The sequence below is a fragment of the Nocardia sp. NPDC049149 genome (assembly GCF_043197455.1).
GTDB lineage: Bacteria > Actinomycetota > Actinomycetes > Mycobacteriales > Mycobacteriaceae > Nocardia.
On the sequence record NZ_JBICTD010000016.1, the window covers coordinates 56,250 to 72,144 of the forward strand.

Here is a 15,895-nt window from a genome sequence, read left to right on the forward strand (position 1 = left end):
AACGGCCTAGGTCTGTGTCCAGTAGAGAACGAAACGATCACATCCGTGATCCGGAGGTCGGGCCGCAAAATACGGCCCGAACAGCGGTTTCTCAGAAGCGACGGGCTCCGGCGAACGGCATCGAGGAGATCGGCGCCACCCGCACGGGCGTGCCGGAGGTGGACGCGTGCACGACGTTGCCGTCGCCGGCGTACAGGCCGGAGTGGCCGCCGCCGTAGAACGACACCAGGTCGCCGGGCTGCAGGTCGTCCATCGAGACCGGCGTGCCCGCGCCGAGCTGGGCGCCGCTGGTGCGCGGCAGCTCGAGGCCTGCCTGGCGGTAGGACCACTGGACCAGGCCGGAGCAGTCGAAGGCGTTCGGGCCGGCCGCGCCGTACACGTACGGGGCGCCCAGCTTGCTCATGGCGGCGTCGAGGGCCTCTTCGCCGATGGTCTTCTTGGGTGCGACGAACAGCTGCGGCTGTGCGGGCAGCTCGATGCCGGGGATCCCCTGCGGGATCTGGATCTCGTTCGGCACCTCGAAGGTGCCGATGCCGGGGATGGTCACCGGCTGCGCCGATGCGGGGGCGGCCGGAAGCAGGAATGCGCCGATGGTGGCAGCGCCGACGGCCCCGGCGGCGACGGCACGTCGCTTGACGGATTTGGTCGTCATGATGCGGTACTCCCAATCTGCCCCACGACGCCGCACCCTGGCTGGTGCCGCGGACTTCGTGTCGATGCACCAGGTGTGGTGCGCCGGACTCCGTGAGGTCTCGAAAAGGTTACGAACACATCACGGTGGTTTGTAAAGTCGGACAACGGCAAATTGCGGACGCGCGATGTAAATCTCGTCTAAACGATGTGAGATATATCCCAGCAATCACGGAACGATAACAACGCGTTGTTATCGACTAGCGCCTCTGTCGCTATCTCGGTCAGCGGCATGACGGCTCGCCCGGGTTTCGGTGTGTACCGGCTGGACATTTCCCCAGGTCGCTCCGTTCATCTCGGTGACATGTCAAGCTATAAGACTGGTCGGTTGGGTAACTCGCCGCGATCGGTCGCAGCGCGCCGGTGGCAGCACCTCGGCACTGGCCGACACGCCCGAGCGATTGATGTCTTTTGTGCAACATTGTGAGCTGCGTCACTTTTTGGCGTTCTAGATCATTTTGTGGGTATCGAAACGAAAATCTCGAGGATTCTGTCCGGCGGGTTTCTGGGCATTTGGGACGAATCGGACAAGGATCCGGCCTTGTCGTACCCAGGGCCTACGCTCCTGCCCGTGTCCGACCCCGCGCCGCGCAAGGCCGCCGCTCAGCAGTTGGTCTTCGATGACCTCGACACGCCGCTCTACGACACCACCTTCGTGGTCGTCGACCTCGAAACCACCGGAACCAGCCCCGGCGCCGACGCGATCACCGAGATCGGCGCGGTGAAGGTGCGAGGTGGCGAGGTGCTCGGTGAGTTCGCCACCCTGGTCAACCCCGGTCGGGCGGTGCCGCCCGCCATCGTTCAGGTCACCGGGATCACCACCGCGATGGTCTACGCGGCGCCCAAGATCGATGCGGTGCTGCCCGGGTTTCTGGAGTTTGCCGCAGGGGCGGTGCTCGTCGCGCACAACGCGCGGTTCGACACGGCCTTCCTGCGGGCCGCGGCGGCCAGCTGCGAGACCGCGTGGCCGAGCTTCACCGTGCTCTGCACCGTGAAGCTGGCGCGGCGCGTACTCGGCAGGGACGAGGCGCCGTCGGTGCGGTTGAGCGCGCTGGCCCAGTTGCTCGGCGCGAGTACCCAGCCGACGCACCGGGCACTGGACGACGCGCGGGCCACCGTCGACGTGCTGCACGCGCTGATCGGACGAGTCGGCAATCAAGGCGTGCACAGTCTCACCGAGCTCGTCGACTACCTGCCCGACGTCACGCCGCGCCAGCGCGCCAAGCGGTTCCTCGCCGCCGACCTGCCGACAAGTCCCGGCGTGTACCTGTTCCGTGGACCGTCCGACGAAGTCCTCTATATCGGCACCGCGGTGAATTTGCGCCGCCGCGTACGCAGTTACTTCACCGGCTCGGAGACCAGAGGCCGGATGAAAGAAATGGTCTCGCTGGCAACCAGAGTCGATCACGTCGTGTGCGCGCACGCGTTGGAGGCAGGGGTGCGGGAACTTCGACTGCTCGTCGCGCACACCCCGCCCTACAACCGTCGCTCCAAGTTCCCCAAGCGCGCCTGGTGGATCACGCTCACCGCCGAGCCGTTCCCGCGCTTCGCGATCGCCCGCACTCCGAACCGGGACGCCCTCGGACCCTTCAACTCTCGCAACGAGGCGGCCGAACTGGCGGTGATCATCGCCGAACACACCGGCCTGCGCACCTGCACTACCCGCCTGCCCAGCCGCGGCAGGCACGAGTGCCCGCCCGCGATCGTCGGCGGCTGCCCAGCGGCCGGTGATGGAAGGCCTATTAATACAGAGGAATACGCACCGGTTGCCGCCCGCGTGCGCGCCCTGTTCGCCGGCCACTCCGACGCGGCGTTGCGCACCATGCTCGACCGCATCGAATCCCACTCCCGCGCCGAACACTTCGAAGCGGCTGCCCGCCTCCGCGACCGCACCGTCGCGGTGATCCGCGCCCTGCACCGCACCCAGCGCCTCACCGCCGTTGCCCGCATCGCCGAACTCATCGCCGCCCACCCCGACGGTGTAGGCGGATGGGAGTTCGCCGTCATCCGCTACGGCCGCCTCGCCGCCGCAGGCACCGCGGTCCGCGGCGTCTCCCCGATGCCGGTCGTCGAACGTCTGGTCGCCGCGGCCGAAACCGTCATCCCCGAGGGCGGTGCACACCCAATAGATGAGGCCTCAGCAGACGCCCATATAGATAAAGCCCCCAACGATGCGCGTGACTCGATGAGCATGCGTTCGGGAGGGAGCCATGTGCACGCCGTAGATAAGGCCAACCCGGACGCTTATGCGGGCGAGAGTGACTCGAGCGCCCGTGCAGGGGAGGACGGCAGGCGTGCGATAGATAAGGCCACGGCCGACGCGCATACAGATAAGGCCTCAAATGACGTGCGCACCGACGAGCGCGGCTCGATGAGCATGCGTCCGGACGAGCGCCACGTGCGTGCAGTAGATGGGTCCCTGTCCGACGCAGATGCGGGCGAGCGTGATTCGGAGAGCAGACGTGCGGGGGAGGGCGGCCTGCGCGCGAAAGGTGAGGCCTCAGCAGACCTGCGCAGAGATACGGCCTCGACGGACGCGCACATAAATAAGGCCTCAAATGGCAGACGTGCGGGCAAGGGTGGCTCGGCGAACATGCGCGCGGGGGAGTGGGACTTGCGTATAGATAAGGCCTCTGTGGACGTCCATATAGATAAGGCCCCGAGAGACCAGGGCGTGGGTGGCTCCGCGAACGTGCGCGCGGGGGAGTGGGACTTGCGTACAGACAACGCCTCGCCGGATGTGCGAGTGGGCGACGGCGGTTCGGGGGACGTGCATGCAGGGGATGGGAACGCGGCGGGCATGGGTGCGGGGGAAGGCGACTCGGCGAGCGCGGGTGCCGCGGTGGGCGGCGCGCAGGTAATGGATAAGGCCCGACCGACCGTGCGGGCAGGCATGGGTGATTCGGTGAGCGCTCGAGTGGGGGAGGGCGGCTCGTCTATAGATGAGGCCTCGGTGGACGTGCATATAGATAAGGCCCCAAGAGATCAGCGCGCGGGCGAGGGTGGCTCCGCGAACGTGCGTGCGGGGGAGGGCGGCTCGTATATAGATGAGGCCTCGGCGGGCGTGCATATAGATAAGGCCCCACGAGACGAGGGCGCGGGCGACGGTGGGGCAGCGAACGTGCGCGCGAGGGAGGACGGCTCGCATATAGATAAGGCCTCGGTGGGTGTGCGGGTGGGGCAGGACGTTTTGGTGGACGTGCCGGTTCGGGTGGATGTGGGGGCGTGGGAGGACGTTCCGATCAATGTGCCGCCGCTGCGGGGGGCTTCGCCGGAGGAGGCGGGGCTGGTGGTGCGGTGGCTGGCTCGGCCGGGGGTGCGGATCGTGCGGACGAGCGAGGGGTATCGGGAGCCGGTGTATGGTGCGGCGCGGTGGTCGGGGTGGGCGGAGGTGGCTGATGCGGCGGCGAGGACCCAACCGGCCGAAGAGGAATACGTGAACCGCTTAGGCTGAGCGCATGATTACCGCGATCGTGCTGATCCTTGCCGACAACGGCCGCATTCCCGAGACCGCGCAGGCCGTGGCGGACACCGAAGGTGTTGCCGAGGTCTACTCCTGCGCAGGCGACGTGGACCTGATCGCGATTGTGCGAGTGCGCGACCACGAGCAGATCGCCGAGGTGGTGACCGGGCGCATCGACAAGGTCGACGGCGTCGCACGGACCACCACCCACATCGCGTTCAAGTCCTACTCCCGCGTGGATGTCGAGGCAGGCTTCTCGCTGGGCGAGTGAAACCGAGCGGGCGGCCGACAATGCTCGGTCGCCCGATCAGCCATCAACACCAACTCGACGGCGTTGTGTCCGTGGAGAGCCCGCCGACTCGGCCCGACTGTGTGGCTGGCCGCGTGGAGATCGTGTCGGCTCGGCCCCGTGTCGAGGGGGAACTGGTGCAGGTGGCCTCTCGGGCGATGCCTGCACCAGTACCCCATGATCTTGAAGTCGTCCCCGCCGCACAGGGGCGGTGCTTGATGTACAGCGGGGACGCCTATTTCACCAGCTGTCGCTGGTTCGCTGGTGTCCGCGCACCGAACCGGTTGGCTCGGCTCGATCGCTGGCCGATGTTCATGCCGTGTGGAGAGCGCGCGCCGACTCGGCTCGGTTGTGCCGGGCTCAGGGTTTGGTGGCGTGCGGATTCCGCCGACTCAGCCGATTTGTGCTGACTTGCTGGTGTATTGGCCTGCCTCGCCGGGCGCGAGCACACCGCTGGAATCACCCTCGCAGCCGGCGAGCGGGAAGAGGGTGACCACGCTGTCGGTGTTGTTCTCGATCGTGCGGGTGTCGTCGCTGCCGAGAAAGACGCAGCCCGCATTGCCCATGTCTCGGTTGTTGACCATCAAACTGCCGTCCGCCTGGGCCGTCGGCGCGGCGACCAGCACGGCCACCACCGCGAGCACGCCGGGTAGTGCACGAACGCTGCGACGCATGTTGTGCTCCTCACCAGTCGAAGAACCGGCGCGCACCCGGACATCGAACCCGGGTGATTTGCCGGAATGTCGCTCCAACTGTAGTCCCGCCTGGCGGGCGAAGAAATGCCCAGGTCAGCGGTCGCCGAGCGTGACCGTCAGCTTGGTCCAGCGCTCGAGCAGCGCGGCGGCGTTGCCCGAGTCGATCGCTTCCGCGGCGCGTTCGAGGCCGGTCGCGAGCAGCTCGTGCACCTCGGTGTCGGCGTCGGCGGTGCCCTGCGACAGGTTGTAGGCGACGATCGCCGCCGCCGAGTTCACCAGCACCGCATCGCGAACCGCACCGCTGGTCCCGCCGAAGACGTCGCGCGCGACACCCGCGTTGACCTGTGCGTCGCCGCCGCGCAATGCGGAGAGGTCGACGCGGGGGATGCCGAGGCGAGTCGGGTCGATGGTGGTTTCCCGCATCTGCCCGCCGGACACCACCCAGGCGGCCGTGGTGTCGGAGGTGGTGATCTCGTCCAGACCGTCGTTGCCACGCACCACCAGCGCACTCCCGCCGCGTCCGGCGAAAACGCCCGCGATCACCGGAAGCAGGTCGGTGAACGCGCACCCGACCAGACCTGCCCGCGGTTGCGCCGGATTCGTCAGCGGCCCAAGCACATTGAAGACGGTCGGGATGCCGATTTCCCTGCGCGCCGCACCGGCGAACCGCAGCGCGGGATGAAACACCGGCGCGAAACAGAACCCGATGCCGACCTCACGAACGCACCGGGCCACCGATTCCGGTCCGAGCGCGAGCCGCACGCCGAGCGCCTCGAGCACATCCGCGCCGCCGCTTTTCGAGGACGCCGCCCGGTTGCCGTGCTTGACCACCGGCACCCCGGCGGCCGCGACGACGATCGAGGACATCGTGGAGATGTTCACCGATCCGGACCGATCACCGCCGGTGCCGACGATGTCGACGGCGTCGCCGTCGATGTGCACCAGCCGCGCGTGTTCCAGCATGCCGGTGGCGAGGCCGGTGAGCTCGGCAGGTGTCGGGCCTTTGATCTTCATGGCGACACCGAATGCGGCGATCTGCGCGGAGGTCGCGTTGTCCGACATGATCTCGTCCATCGCCCAGGCCGTGTCGTCCGCAGCCAGGTCGTCACCGTCGGTGAGGGCCCCCAAAACCTGAGGCCAGCTGCGTTCGCTCATCTTGTCCACTTCTCCCTGTCACGCTGGCTCGCAAGAGTGCTCGCGACGCGCGAATGCGCGCGGCTGCCCACCAGTTTGTCGCGAAGAAGCCTACTGGGCGAGGGCTTATTGTCACTGTTCGGTGGCATTTCCATTCGCGGGGCGCGGCTGCAGTGCATCCCAGCCGTCGGCGGTGCCGTCGTGGCGTTGCGCGAGTCCGGCCATTCGAGAGCGTTCTTGCGAACAGTGCAGCGCGTCGAGCACCTGCACCCGTTGCAGGATCACCGTTTCCATCGTGTCGGTCCCCGGCCCGCCGACCTGCGGCGCAGGCGCGTACCCCTCCTGCGCCGCGATCCCGCACACCGCCTCGACCTGCCCCGGCGGTACCCGCAGGTGATGACGCAGCACCGCAGGCGCGTCCGCGATCAGGTCGGTAGCGCGCGCCAGCGCCGTCGAACAAGCCTCGGCGTCATCGAAACTCGCGACGACCACTACCAAATCGGCCCGGCTGGGATCCAGCGGTGCCGGACCGCCCCGTCCGAACCAGCGCCGCCAACCACGTCCCACATCGATTCCCATCTCAGGTTCCCCTTATCTCCGCATGCCATCCTGGTACCCGGCAATGCCGACACGCCCGACCGGTACCCGCGAGTTTTGCGGAACGGGAAGCCGCCCGCCGCGCCCGCACCGAAACGACACATTCCGGCCGCTCGGGCGCGCGACGCACCCGCCGGCCGGCCACCGCCCCTGGTCGAATCGTTGCGCGGCGCCGATTTTCCCGACCCCCGAACGGGTCGCGTCGCAGCCACCGCGAAACGATCTTCCCAGGTCGAGACGTTGTCTGTCCGTGGGTCTTCCGACACGGAGACACAAGTTTCGCACCCGGGTACTTGTGTCGTACTACGACGAGTCATACTTACCCCCGTGACGACCGCAGTAGGGACCCCCGGATCGGCCATTACCCAGCGTGTGCACTCGCTGAATCGGCCCAACATGGTCAGCGTCGGTACCATCATCTGGCTGTCCAGCGAGCTGATGTTCTTCGCCGGCCTCTTCGCGATGTACTTCGTCGCGCGCGCGCAGGCCCATGGCAATTGGCCGCCGGAACCGACCGAGTTGAACCTGAAGCTCGCCGTGCCGGTCACCGCCGTCCTGGTCGCGTCGTCGTTCACCTGCCAGATGGGTGTGTTCGCGGCGGAGAAGGGCGACGTGTTCGGCCTGCGTCGCTGGTATGTCGTCACCCTGATCATGGGCGCGATGTTCGTCGCCGGTCAGGGCTACGAGTACATGAATCTGGTGCACGAAGGCACCTCGATCTCGAGCAGTGCGTACGGCTCGGTGTTCTACATCACCACCGGTTTCCACGGTTTGCACGTCATCGGCGGTCTGATCGCGTTCGTGTTCCTGCTGATCCGCACCAAGGTCAGTAAGTTCACGCCCGCGCAGGCCACTGCCGCGATCGTCGTCTCGTACTACTGGCACTTCGTCGACATCGTGTGGATCGGGTTGTTCGCCACGATCTACTTCGTCCGCTGAGTCGGGCATTACCCAGTCTTTTGCACAAGTCGGTTCCGTCTACTCCAAAGGGACACAGATGAGTTCATCTCCCCCGTCAGCGCCAGCGCCCGAAAGCAACGGGAACGGCGAGGCCAGCAAGACGCGCAGGCAGCGCCGCGTTCGCCGTCGCATCGCGGGCGGGCTCGCGCTGTTGGTGGGCCTCGTCGGAGCAGGCTTCCTGGCAGCGGCGTTGACGCCGGACCCGCAGCGCGCGACCGCGCACGAGGACCAGTCCGCGCTGATCCGCGAGGGCCAGCAGCTGTATGACACGTCCTGCATCACCTGCCACGGTGCGAACCTGCAGGGTGTCGCGGATCGCGGCCCGAGCCTCATCGGTGTCGGCGAGGCCGCCGTCTACTTCCAGGTGTCTTCCGGCCGCATGCCGATGGCCCGCAACGAGGCTCAGGCGCAGCGCAAGCCACCGAAGTTCGACGAGCGCCAGACCGACGCGCTGATGGCGTATGTTGCGGCCAACGGCGGCGGCCCGAGCGTGGTGCGTGACGCGAACGGCGAGATCGCCCAGGAATCCCTGCGCGGCGACGACATCGCGCGTGGTTCGGAACTGTTCCGGATGAACTGCGCCTCCTGCCACAACTTCACCGGCCGTGGTGGCGCACTCTCCTCGGGTAAGTTCGCGCCGCCGCTGGAGCCCGCCTCCGAGCAGCAGATCTACGACGCGATGGTCTCGGGCCCGCAGAACATGCCGAAGTTCTCCGACCGGCAGCTCTCGCCGGAAGAGAAGCGCGACATCATCGCCTACGTCATGAACGCCAAGGAAGAGCGTGCTCCCGGCGGCTGGGACCTCGGTGGATTCGGTCCCGCGACCGAGGGTCTGGTCATGTGGGTGATCGGCATTACGACGGTGGTCGGTGCCGCGATTTGGATCGGGTCCCGTTCATGAGTGAGAAGGAGCCAAACGACATGGGTCGGCCGGATGAGGGCCACGACGGCGGCGAGCCGTCGAACGAGCAGGCGAGCCGTACCCCGGCCGTTCCGGAGTCCGCAGGCCATGCGCTGACGGACCCGACCGAGGCCGAACTCGACGCGATGTCGCGGGACGAGCTGGTCAAGCTCGGCACCGAGCGCGACGGCGTCGACGTCGCCTACCGGCGCGAGCGGTTCCCGGTTCCGGGCACCCGCGCCGAGAAGCGGGCCGAGCGCGCGGTCGCGTTCTGGTTCGCGGTCTCCGGCATCGCCGCGGCGGTGCTGGTCGGCGTGTTCCTGTTCTGGCCGTGGGAGTTCAAGTCCTCCGGTGAGGACGGCCACGCGGCCTACTCGCTGTTCACTCCGCTGGTCGGTATCACCTTCGGCGTCTCGGTGCTGGTCATCGGCGTCGCGGTGGTGTTGATCCGCAAGCTGTTCATCCCCGCTGAACTGTCCATCCAGGACCGCCACGACGGTCCGTCGCCCGAGGTCGAGCGCCGCACCCTGGTCGCCGAGCTGACGGACGCGCTGGACACCTCGACGCTGGCCCGGCGCAAGCTGATCACCCGCACCGCCGGTGCCGGTGTCGGTGTGCTCGGCATCGGCGCGCTGCTGGTGTTCGTCGGCGGCATGGTGAAGAACCCGTGGGCCAAGCGCGAGAAGTCGCCGCTGTGGGTGTCGGGCTGGACGCCGGACTACCCGGGCGAGACCATCTACATCCGGCGCGACACCGGTCGCCCCGAGGACATCGTGCTGGTTCGCCCCGAGGATATGGACGCGGGCGGCATGGAGACGGTGTTCCCGTGGAAGGAAAGCTGGCGCGGCCACGAGCACGAGACGCTGCAGTCGCTGCGCGGTATCCGCAACGCCGTCATGCTGATTCGCCTGCGCACCGAGGACGCGCAGAAGGCGATCAAGCGTAAGGGCCAGGAGAGCTTCAACTACGGCGACTACTTCGCCTACTCGAAGATCTGCACCCATCTCGGTTGCCCGACGTCGCTGTTCGAGTCGCAGACCAACAAGATCCTCTGCCCCTGCCACCAGTCGCAGTTCCTCGCGACCGAATGGGGTAAGCCGGTCTTCGGTCCTGCCGCTCGCGCACTGCCGCAGCTGCCGATCACCGTCAACTCCGAGGGCTTCTTGGTCGCCAACGGCGACTTCATCGAGCCGCTCGGCCCGGCTTACTGGGAGCGTCGTTCATGAGCCCTTCGATGGTGGCAAACCAAGCGAACGAGATGGACGAGCGGTATCAAGCCGCGAAGTTCGTGAAGCGGTCGATCAACAAGGTCTTCCCGACCCACTGGTCGTTCCTGCTCGGCGAGATCGCGCTGTACAGCTTCATCATCCTGTTGCTGTCGGGCGTGTATCTGACCTTGTTCTTCGATCCGTCGATGACCGAGGTCGTCTACAACGGCGCGTACCAGCCGCTGCGTGGTGTGACCATGTCGCGTGCCTACGAGACGTCGCTGAACATCACCTTCGAGGTGCGTGGCGGTCTGTTCGTCCGCCAGGTGCATCACTGGGCCGCACTGCTTTTCGCGGCGTCGATCATCGTGCACCTGTTCCGCATCTTCTTCACCGGCGCGTTCCGCAAGCCGCGTGAGGCGAACTGGGTGATCGGCTGCCTGCTGCTCATCCTGGCGATGTTCGAGGGCTTCTTCGGCTACTCGCTGCCCGACGACCTGCTGTCCGGCACCGGCCTGCGCGCCGCGTTCGGCGGTATCACGATGAGTATCCCGATCGCGGGTACCTGGATGCACTGGTTGATCTTCGGCGGGGACTTCCCAGGCACGATCATCATCCCGCGCCTCTACATCGCGCACGTGCTGCTGTTCCCCGGCATCATCCTCGCGTTGATCGCCGCGCACGTCGCGCTGGTCTGGTACCAGAAGCACACCCAGTTCCCCGGACCCGGCCGCACCGAGAACAACGTGGTCGGCGCCCGCATCATCCCGGTGTTCGCCGCCGACCAGGGCGCGTTCTTCGCCTTCACCCTCGGCATCGTCGGCATCATGGGCGGCGTCTTCCAGATCAACCCGATCTGGAACCTGGGTCCGTACAACCCCTCTCAAGTGTCGGCGGGTTCGCAGCCCGACTTCTACATGATGTGGACCGACGGTCTTGCCCGCCTCATGCCGCCGTGGGAGCTGTACCTCGGCCGCTACACGGTGCCTGCCGTGTTCTGGGTCGCGCTGATCATGGGCCTGGTGTTCACGGTGCTGATCATGTACCCGTGGATCGAGAAGCGGCTCACCGGCGACACCGCAGGGCACAACCTGCTGCAGCGTCCGCGTGACGTGCCGGTCCGTACCGCGATCGGCGCGATGTCCATCGGCTTCTACCTGGTGCTGACGCTGTCGTGCGTCAACGACATCGTGGCGCTGAAGTTCGACATCTCGCTGAACGCCACCACCTGGATGGGCCGCATCGGCCTGCTCGTCGTGCCGCCGGTCGCCTACTTCGTGGCCTACCGGTTCTGCATCGGCCTGCAGCGCAGCGACCGGGCGGTGCTGGAGCACGGCATCGAAACCGGTGTCATCAAGCGCCTGCCGCACGGTGAGTACATCGAGGTGCACCAGCCGCTCGGCCCGGTCGACGACCACGGCCACCCGATCCCGCTGGAGTACCAGGGTGCCCCGGTGCCCAAGAAGATGAACAAGCTCGGGTCCGCGGGCAAGCCCGGTACCGGCAGCTTCCTGCGTGCCGATCCGTGGCAGGAGAGCGAAAAGCACTTCGAGATCGAGCATGCCGAGGAGCACAAGCAGTTGAAGGTGCTGCAGGCACGCCAAGAGAAGGAACACGGTGGCAAGCACAGCCACTGATCACTGATCACTGAACACGAAGGCCCCGAGTCGAATCCGACTCGGGGCCTTTGCTTTTGGCTGACGGCGGCGGCGCCGCTGACGATGGGCCGGCGACTACAGGCGTGGCGTGCTGCGGCGGGACGCTTCGATGGCTTCGAACTTCGCCAGGTTGTGGCGCGCGTCGGCCAGCGCGTCGTGCGCGTCCGGCGGGACAGGCGGCAGCTCGGGCCTGCCGTGCGCGTCCCAGTGCTGGCGCAGTTCGTTGGTGTAGCGGGGCAGGACGGTAGGCAGGTCGACCATCGAACCCCACAGCTGGCAGAGCGCCACATGGTCGTACGCGCCGACCCACGCCCACAGCTCCGGCACCACGGAGGACCGGGGCACCAGGAAGCGGTAGAGCTCGTCGCGGATCTGCTGTCGACTTCGCCACAGCGGCGAGGACGGCGACGGCAGCTGCGGCAGCACGTGCCTGCGCACCCACGGGCCCGCGCGGTCCGGGTCGAATTCGGTTGATACCGCGTAGTATTCGCGCCCGTCCTCGCAGACGACGCCGATGGAGACCAGGTCGATAACTGTCCCATCCTCAATGAATTCGCAATCGTAAAAGTATCGAAGCGAGATCGGTCCACTCCTCAGCAGTTCGGTGTTCCCCCGCGAATCACCCTAAGTGGAACAGGGCTGGGTCCGGTATCCGGGCTCGGCTCGACATGGTGGTGGCGGTACCCACCCCTACGGTGGGTACCACTGGCGTCCGAGTGGTCCGTATTCTGAACGAGTGAACTGGACCGTCGACGTACCGATCGATCGCCTGCCGGAATTGCCGCCGCTGCCCACCGAGCTGCGCAGGCGGTTGGACGACGCGCTGGCCCGCCCCGCGCTGCAGCAGCCGTCGTGGGATCCGGAACAGGCCAGGGTGATGCGGACCGTGCTGGAGAGCGTGCCGCCGATCTGTGTGCCCGCCGAGGTGGAGGATCTGCGCGAGCAGCTCGCCGAGGTGGCGCGCGGTGAAGCGTTCCTCATGCAGGGCGGCGACTGCGCCGAGACCTTCGCCGACAACACCGAGCCGCACATCCGCGGCAACATCCGCACGTTGCTGCAGATGGCGGTCGTGCTGACCTATGGCGCGAGCATGCCGGTGGTCAAGGTCGCGCGGATCGCGGGCCAGTACGCCAAGCCGCGGTCCTCCGACACCGATTCGCTCGGCCTCAAGTCTTACCGCGGTGACATGGTCAACTCGCTGGTGGCCGACGCTGCGATGCGCGAGCACGACCCGTCTCGGCTGGTGCGTGCCTACGCCAACGCCAGCGCCGCGATGAACCTGGTGCGCGCGCTGACCGGCGCGGGCATGGCCGATTTGCACAAGGTGCACGACTGGAACCGCGACTTCGTCGCGAAGTCGCCTGCCGGTGCTCGTTACGAGGCGCTGGCCGAGGAGATCGACCGCGGCCTCGCGTTCATGACCGCGTGCCGGGTGAACGACCCGAGCCTGAAGTCGGCCCGCATCTACGCCAGCCACGAGGCGTTGGTGCTCGACTACGAGCGCGCGATGCTGCGGCTCAGCGAGAACGCCGCAGGCGAGCCGGTCCTCTACGATCTGTCCGCGCATTTCCTCTGGATCGGCGAACGGACCAGGCAGCTCGACGGCGCGCACATCGCGCTCGCCGAACTGCTCGCCAACCCGATCGGCCTGAAGATCGGCCCGAGCACCACGCCCGAGCTGGCCGTCGAATACGTCGAGCGCCTCGACCCCAACAACGAGCCGGGCCGCCTGACCATCGTCTCCCGCATGGGCAACAGCAAGGTCCGCGATGTCTTGCCGCCCATCATCGAAAAGGTCCAGGCCACCGGGCACCAGGTCATCTGGCAGTGCGATCCGATGCACGGGAACACGCACGAGGCGTCCACCGGTTTCAAGACCCGCCACTTCGACCGGATCGTCGACGAGGTGCAGGGTTTCTTCGAGGTGCATCACGCCCTCGGCACCCATCCCGGCGGCTTGCACATCGAGCTGACCGGTGAAGACGTCACCGAGTGCCTCGGCGGCGCGCAGGACATCTCCGATCTCGACCTGTCCGGTCGCTACGAAACCGCCTGCGATCCGCGCCTCAACACCCAGCAGTCGCTCGAACTGGCCTTCCTGGTCGCCGAAATGCTGCGCTGACGCCTGAAAGTCGCTGAGCCGCACCCTTTCTGATTTCCCGCACACGATCTGGCCTGCCGAATCGTGTGCGGGAAATCAAAAACGGTGCGGCTCAGCATTTTTGATCTCGCGCCGACGCGATCCGGCGGTTCGGGTCAGGGGAGGGCGGTGAGGGTGACCGTTGAGCCCGCTTCGACGTTGGTGCCGATGCCGGGAACCTGGCCGATCACCACGGAGCTGTCGGAGGGGGTGAGCTGTTTGACCTCGACCTGGAGACCGAGTTCGCGGAGCGCGGCTTTGGCTTCGCGGACGCTGCCGCCGAGCATCGCGGGCACTCTGACCGCGTTGGAGACGAAAAGCGTGACGGCCGTACCGGAGTCGACCGTGGTCGACCCTTCCGGGTCGGTGCCGATCACTTTGTCGCCTGCGACGTCTTTGTCGAATTTGAGCTGGGTGTCGCGGATCTTGAAGCCTGCCGCGGTGAGGATCTTGGTGGCGTCCTCGGTGGTTTTGCCGCGGACGTCCGGCAGTTTGAGCGGTTTGGCCCCGCTGCTGCGGTAGACCTTCACCTGTCCGTTCATCGGAAGAACGGTGCCGGGGCCGGGGTCGACCCGTTCGAGGGTGCCTTTCGGAGCCGAACTGCCGACCTCGCCGGCATCCACCGGTTGCAGGCCCGCATCCCGGATCAGCTGGTTGACCTTCGAGATCTGATCGCCGCGATTGACGTCGGGCACTTTGGGTTTGCCGCTGGAGATGAGGACCGCGACGGTCGAGCCCTTGGTGACCCGCGATCCCGCCGCCGGGTCGGTGCCGACCACGTTGCCGACGGGGATCGTGTCCGACGCCTTCTGTCTGATCTGGGTTTCGAACCCGGCCTCGCGCAGCGTGGTGACCGCGCGGTCTCTGTCGAGTCCTGCGGTGGCGGGGATCGGTGAGAACCGGCCGAAGCCGAGCCACCATCCGCCGATGCCGACGACCAGCGTGAGAATCACCACGATGGCCACCCACAGCCAGACCGCGCGGCGGGATTTCGCGCGGACCGGCGCGTACGCCTGATACGGCGTCGACGCGTGCTGCTGGCGCACCGGTTGTTCGTCGTAGCCGTCCGGCGGGCCGTAATCGACCCGAGGGCGCTGGGCAGTGACCACCTTCGTGTGCTGCACCGTCGGCGGCGTGTACGGCTCGGGGACGGGCGCCGGGGCAGGCTGGTGCCCGTTGGGCGTGGCAACCTTGTAGCTCGCGCTCAAATGCTCGGCCGAATCCTGCGGCGCGGGCACCCGGTACGGCGGCAGGTTCAGTTTCGCGCCGATCTGGCGCAACGCCGCCGCCATCTCGTTCGCGTCGGCGTAGCGGTGCGCGGGCTCGCGCGCGGTGGCCTTGGCGACCAGTTCGTCGAACTCCGGCGGCACGCCCGCGATGAACCGGCTCGGGCTCGGCACGTCGTTCTCGATGCGCTGATAGGCGACCGAGATCGAGGTGTCGCCGGTGAACGGCACCTTCCCGGTCAGCAACTCGAAGATCAACACGCCGAAGGCGTACACATCACTTCGCGCGTCGGCCGTGCCGCTGGTCACCTGCTCGGGCGACAGGTACGCGGCCGTGCCGAGAATCACGCTCGCCGAGGTGGTGTTGGCCGCCGCCACCGCGCGCACCAGACCGAAATCGGCGATCTTGACCTCGCCCGCATCGGAGATCAGCACGTTCTCCGGCTTCACGTCACGGTGCACCAGGCCCGCCGAATGCGCGACGCCGATCGCCGCGAGCACCGGCTCGGCGACCGCGCGCACCGCGTGCGGCGGCATCGGCCCGCGTTCACGCAGCAACTCGCGCAGCGTCCCACCCTCGACCAGCTCCATGATCAGGAACGGATACTCGCCGTCGACACCCTGGTCGTATACCGCGACCAGCGACGAATGCTTGAGCTTGGCGACCGCGCGCGCCTCGAACTCGAATCGGGAAAGGAACTGCGGGTCACCGGCGAATTTCGGGTCCATCACCTTGATGGCGACCGGGCGATCCAGACGGGTGTCGACTCCCCGGAAGACCATCGACATGCCGCCGCGGGCAATCGGCGCATCGATGCGATAGCGCCCTTCCAGCATCTGGCCGATCAATTGATGTCCTCCGGCTTTCACAAAGTTCTCACCCCTCGCGGTTCATCCCACAAGCGATCGACCGCCCTGTGCGGCCCTCACGATG

Annotated in this window: 13 protein-coding genes; 7 read left to right on the plus strand and 6 right to left on the minus strand. The window is 67.0% G+C overall.

Features of this window, described 5'->3' with window-relative positions; genetic code table 11:
- Positions 1-91 precede the first annotated feature (91 nt).
- Entirely contained in the window at positions 92-652 is a 561-nt protein-coding gene (locus tag ACGFNJ_RS40960) for a C40 family peptidase (protein ID WP_393461479.1), read from the minus strand.
- A gap of 609 nt (positions 653-1,261) precedes the next feature.
- Here ACGFNJ_RS40960 and ACGFNJ_RS40965 point away from each other — a divergent pair.
- Both ACGFNJ_RS40965 and ACGFNJ_RS40970 read left to right on the plus strand, forming a co-directional pair.
- A complete protein-coding gene (locus ACGFNJ_RS40965) occupies positions 1,262-4,144 on the plus strand; it encodes a DEDD exonuclease domain-containing protein (RefSeq protein WP_393461481.1) in 2,883 nt (960 codons plus the stop codon).
- Between the two features lie 4 nt (positions 4,145-4,148).
- Positions 4,149-4,424 carry an Lrp/AsnC family transcriptional regulator gene (locus ACGFNJ_RS40970; RefSeq protein WP_393461483.1) on the plus strand — a complete coding sequence of 92 codons (276 nt, stop codon included), beginning with the start codon at positions 4,149-4,151 and terminating at the stop codon, positions 4,422-4,424.
- A gap of 410 nt (positions 4,425-4,834) precedes the next feature.
- On the opposite strand, the gene ACGFNJ_RS40975 is transcribed toward ACGFNJ_RS40970, so the two are convergent.
- From ACGFNJ_RS40975 to ACGFNJ_RS40985, 3 genes are all read right to left on the minus strand, one after another.
- A complete protein-coding gene (locus ACGFNJ_RS40975; protein WP_393461485.1) occupies positions 4,835-5,116 on the minus strand; it encodes a hypothetical protein in 282 nt (93 codons plus the stop codon).
- 114 nt (positions 5,117-5,230) lie between these two features.
- Positions 5,231-6,292, minus strand: coding sequence for an anthranilate phosphoribosyltransferase (gene trpD / locus ACGFNJ_RS40980; RefSeq protein ID WP_393461487.1), 1,062 nt, complete (start codon positions 6,290-6,292; stop codon positions 5,231-5,233).
- Between the two features lie 111 nt (positions 6,293-6,403).
- Entirely contained in the window at positions 6,404-6,850 is a 447-nt protein-coding gene (locus ACGFNJ_RS40985; RefSeq protein ID WP_393461489.1) for a hypothetical protein, read from the minus strand.
- A gap of 345 nt (positions 6,851-7,195) precedes the next feature.
- Between ACGFNJ_RS40985 and ACGFNJ_RS40990 the strand changes: the two genes are divergently transcribed.
- Genes ACGFNJ_RS40990 through ACGFNJ_RS41005 form a run of 4 tightly spaced genes read left to right on the plus strand, consistent with a single transcriptional unit; the run spans position 7,196 to position 11,574 of the window.
- Positions 7,196-7,807: a heme-copper oxidase subunit III gene (locus tag ACGFNJ_RS40990; protein ID WP_393461491.1), complete on the plus strand. Its 612-nt coding sequence runs from the start codon at positions 7,196-7,198 to the stop codon at positions 7,805-7,807.
- A 58-nt stretch (positions 7,808-7,865) separates the two neighbouring features.
- A complete protein-coding gene (locus tag ACGFNJ_RS40995) occupies positions 7,866-8,729 on the plus strand; it encodes a c-type cytochrome (protein WP_393461493.1) in 864 nt (287 codons plus the stop codon).
- A 20-nt stretch (positions 8,730-8,749) separates the two neighbouring features.
- A complete protein-coding gene (locus ACGFNJ_RS41000; RefSeq protein ID WP_393461494.1) occupies positions 8,750-9,955 on the plus strand; it encodes a ubiquinol-cytochrome c reductase iron-sulfur subunit in 1,206 nt (401 codons plus the stop codon).
- Positions 9,952-11,574 carry a cytochrome bc complex cytochrome b subunit gene (locus ACGFNJ_RS41005; protein WP_393461496.1) on the plus strand — a complete coding sequence of 541 codons (1,623 nt, stop codon included), beginning with the start codon at positions 9,952-9,954 and terminating at the stop codon, positions 11,572-11,574. Before ACGFNJ_RS41000 ends, ACGFNJ_RS41005 begins: the two co-directional genes overlap by 4 nt.
- A gap of 96 nt (positions 11,575-11,670) precedes the next feature.
- On the opposite strand, the gene ACGFNJ_RS41010 is transcribed toward ACGFNJ_RS41005, so the two are convergent.
- A complete protein-coding gene (locus ACGFNJ_RS41010; RefSeq protein WP_393461667.1) occupies positions 11,671-12,177 on the minus strand; it encodes a polyadenylate-specific 3'-exoribonuclease AS in 507 nt (168 codons plus the stop codon).
- Between the two features lie 154 nt (positions 12,178-12,331).
- Between ACGFNJ_RS41010 and ACGFNJ_RS41015 the strand changes: the two genes are divergently transcribed.
- Positions 12,332-13,717 carry a class II 3-deoxy-7-phosphoheptulonate synthase gene (locus tag ACGFNJ_RS41015; protein WP_393461498.1) on the plus strand — a complete coding sequence of 462 codons (1,386 nt, stop codon included), beginning with the start codon at positions 12,332-12,334 and terminating at the stop codon, positions 13,715-13,717.
- Positions 13,718-13,851: 134 nt separating this feature from the next.
- Here ACGFNJ_RS41015 and pknB read toward each other — a convergent pair whose 3' ends face one another.
- A complete protein-coding gene (gene pknB, locus ACGFNJ_RS41020) occupies positions 13,852-15,810 on the minus strand; it encodes a Stk1 family PASTA domain-containing Ser/Thr kinase (RefSeq protein ID WP_393461500.1) in 1,959 nt (652 codons plus the stop codon).
- Positions 15,811-15,895 lie beyond the last annotated feature (85 nt).

Bases quoted from the DNA above. Each gene is read 5' to 3' on its own strand.
- ACGFNJ_RS40960 (WP_393461479.1), bottom strand. From the start codon at position 652: ATGACGACCAAATCCGTCAAGCGACGTGCCGTCGCCGCCGGGGCCGTC.
- ACGFNJ_RS40970 (WP_393461483.1), top strand. From the start codon at position 4,149: ATGATTACCGCGATCGTGCTGATCCTTGCCGACAACGGCCGCATTCCC.
- ACGFNJ_RS40975 (WP_393461485.1), bottom strand. From the start codon at position 5,116: ATGCGTCGCAGCGTTCGTGCACTACCCGGCGTGCTCGCGGTGGTGGCC.
- trpD (WP_393461487.1), bottom strand. From the start codon at position 6,292: ATGAGCGAACGCAGCTGGCCTCAGGTTTTGGGGGCCCTCACCGACGGT.
- ACGFNJ_RS40985 (WP_393461489.1), bottom strand. From the start codon at position 6,850: ATGGGAATCGATGTGGGACGTGGTTGGCGGCGCTGGTTCGGACGGGGC.
- ACGFNJ_RS40995 (WP_393461493.1), top strand. From the start codon at position 7,866: ATGAGTTCATCTCCCCCGTCAGCGCCAGCGCCCGAAAGCAACGGGAAC.
- ACGFNJ_RS41000 (WP_393461494.1), top strand. From the start codon at position 8,750: ATGGGTCGGCCGGATGAGGGCCACGACGGCGGCGAGCCGTCGAACGAG.
- ACGFNJ_RS41005 (WP_393461496.1), top strand. From the start codon at position 9,952: ATGAGCCCTTCGATGGTGGCAAACCAAGCGAACGAGATGGACGAGCGG.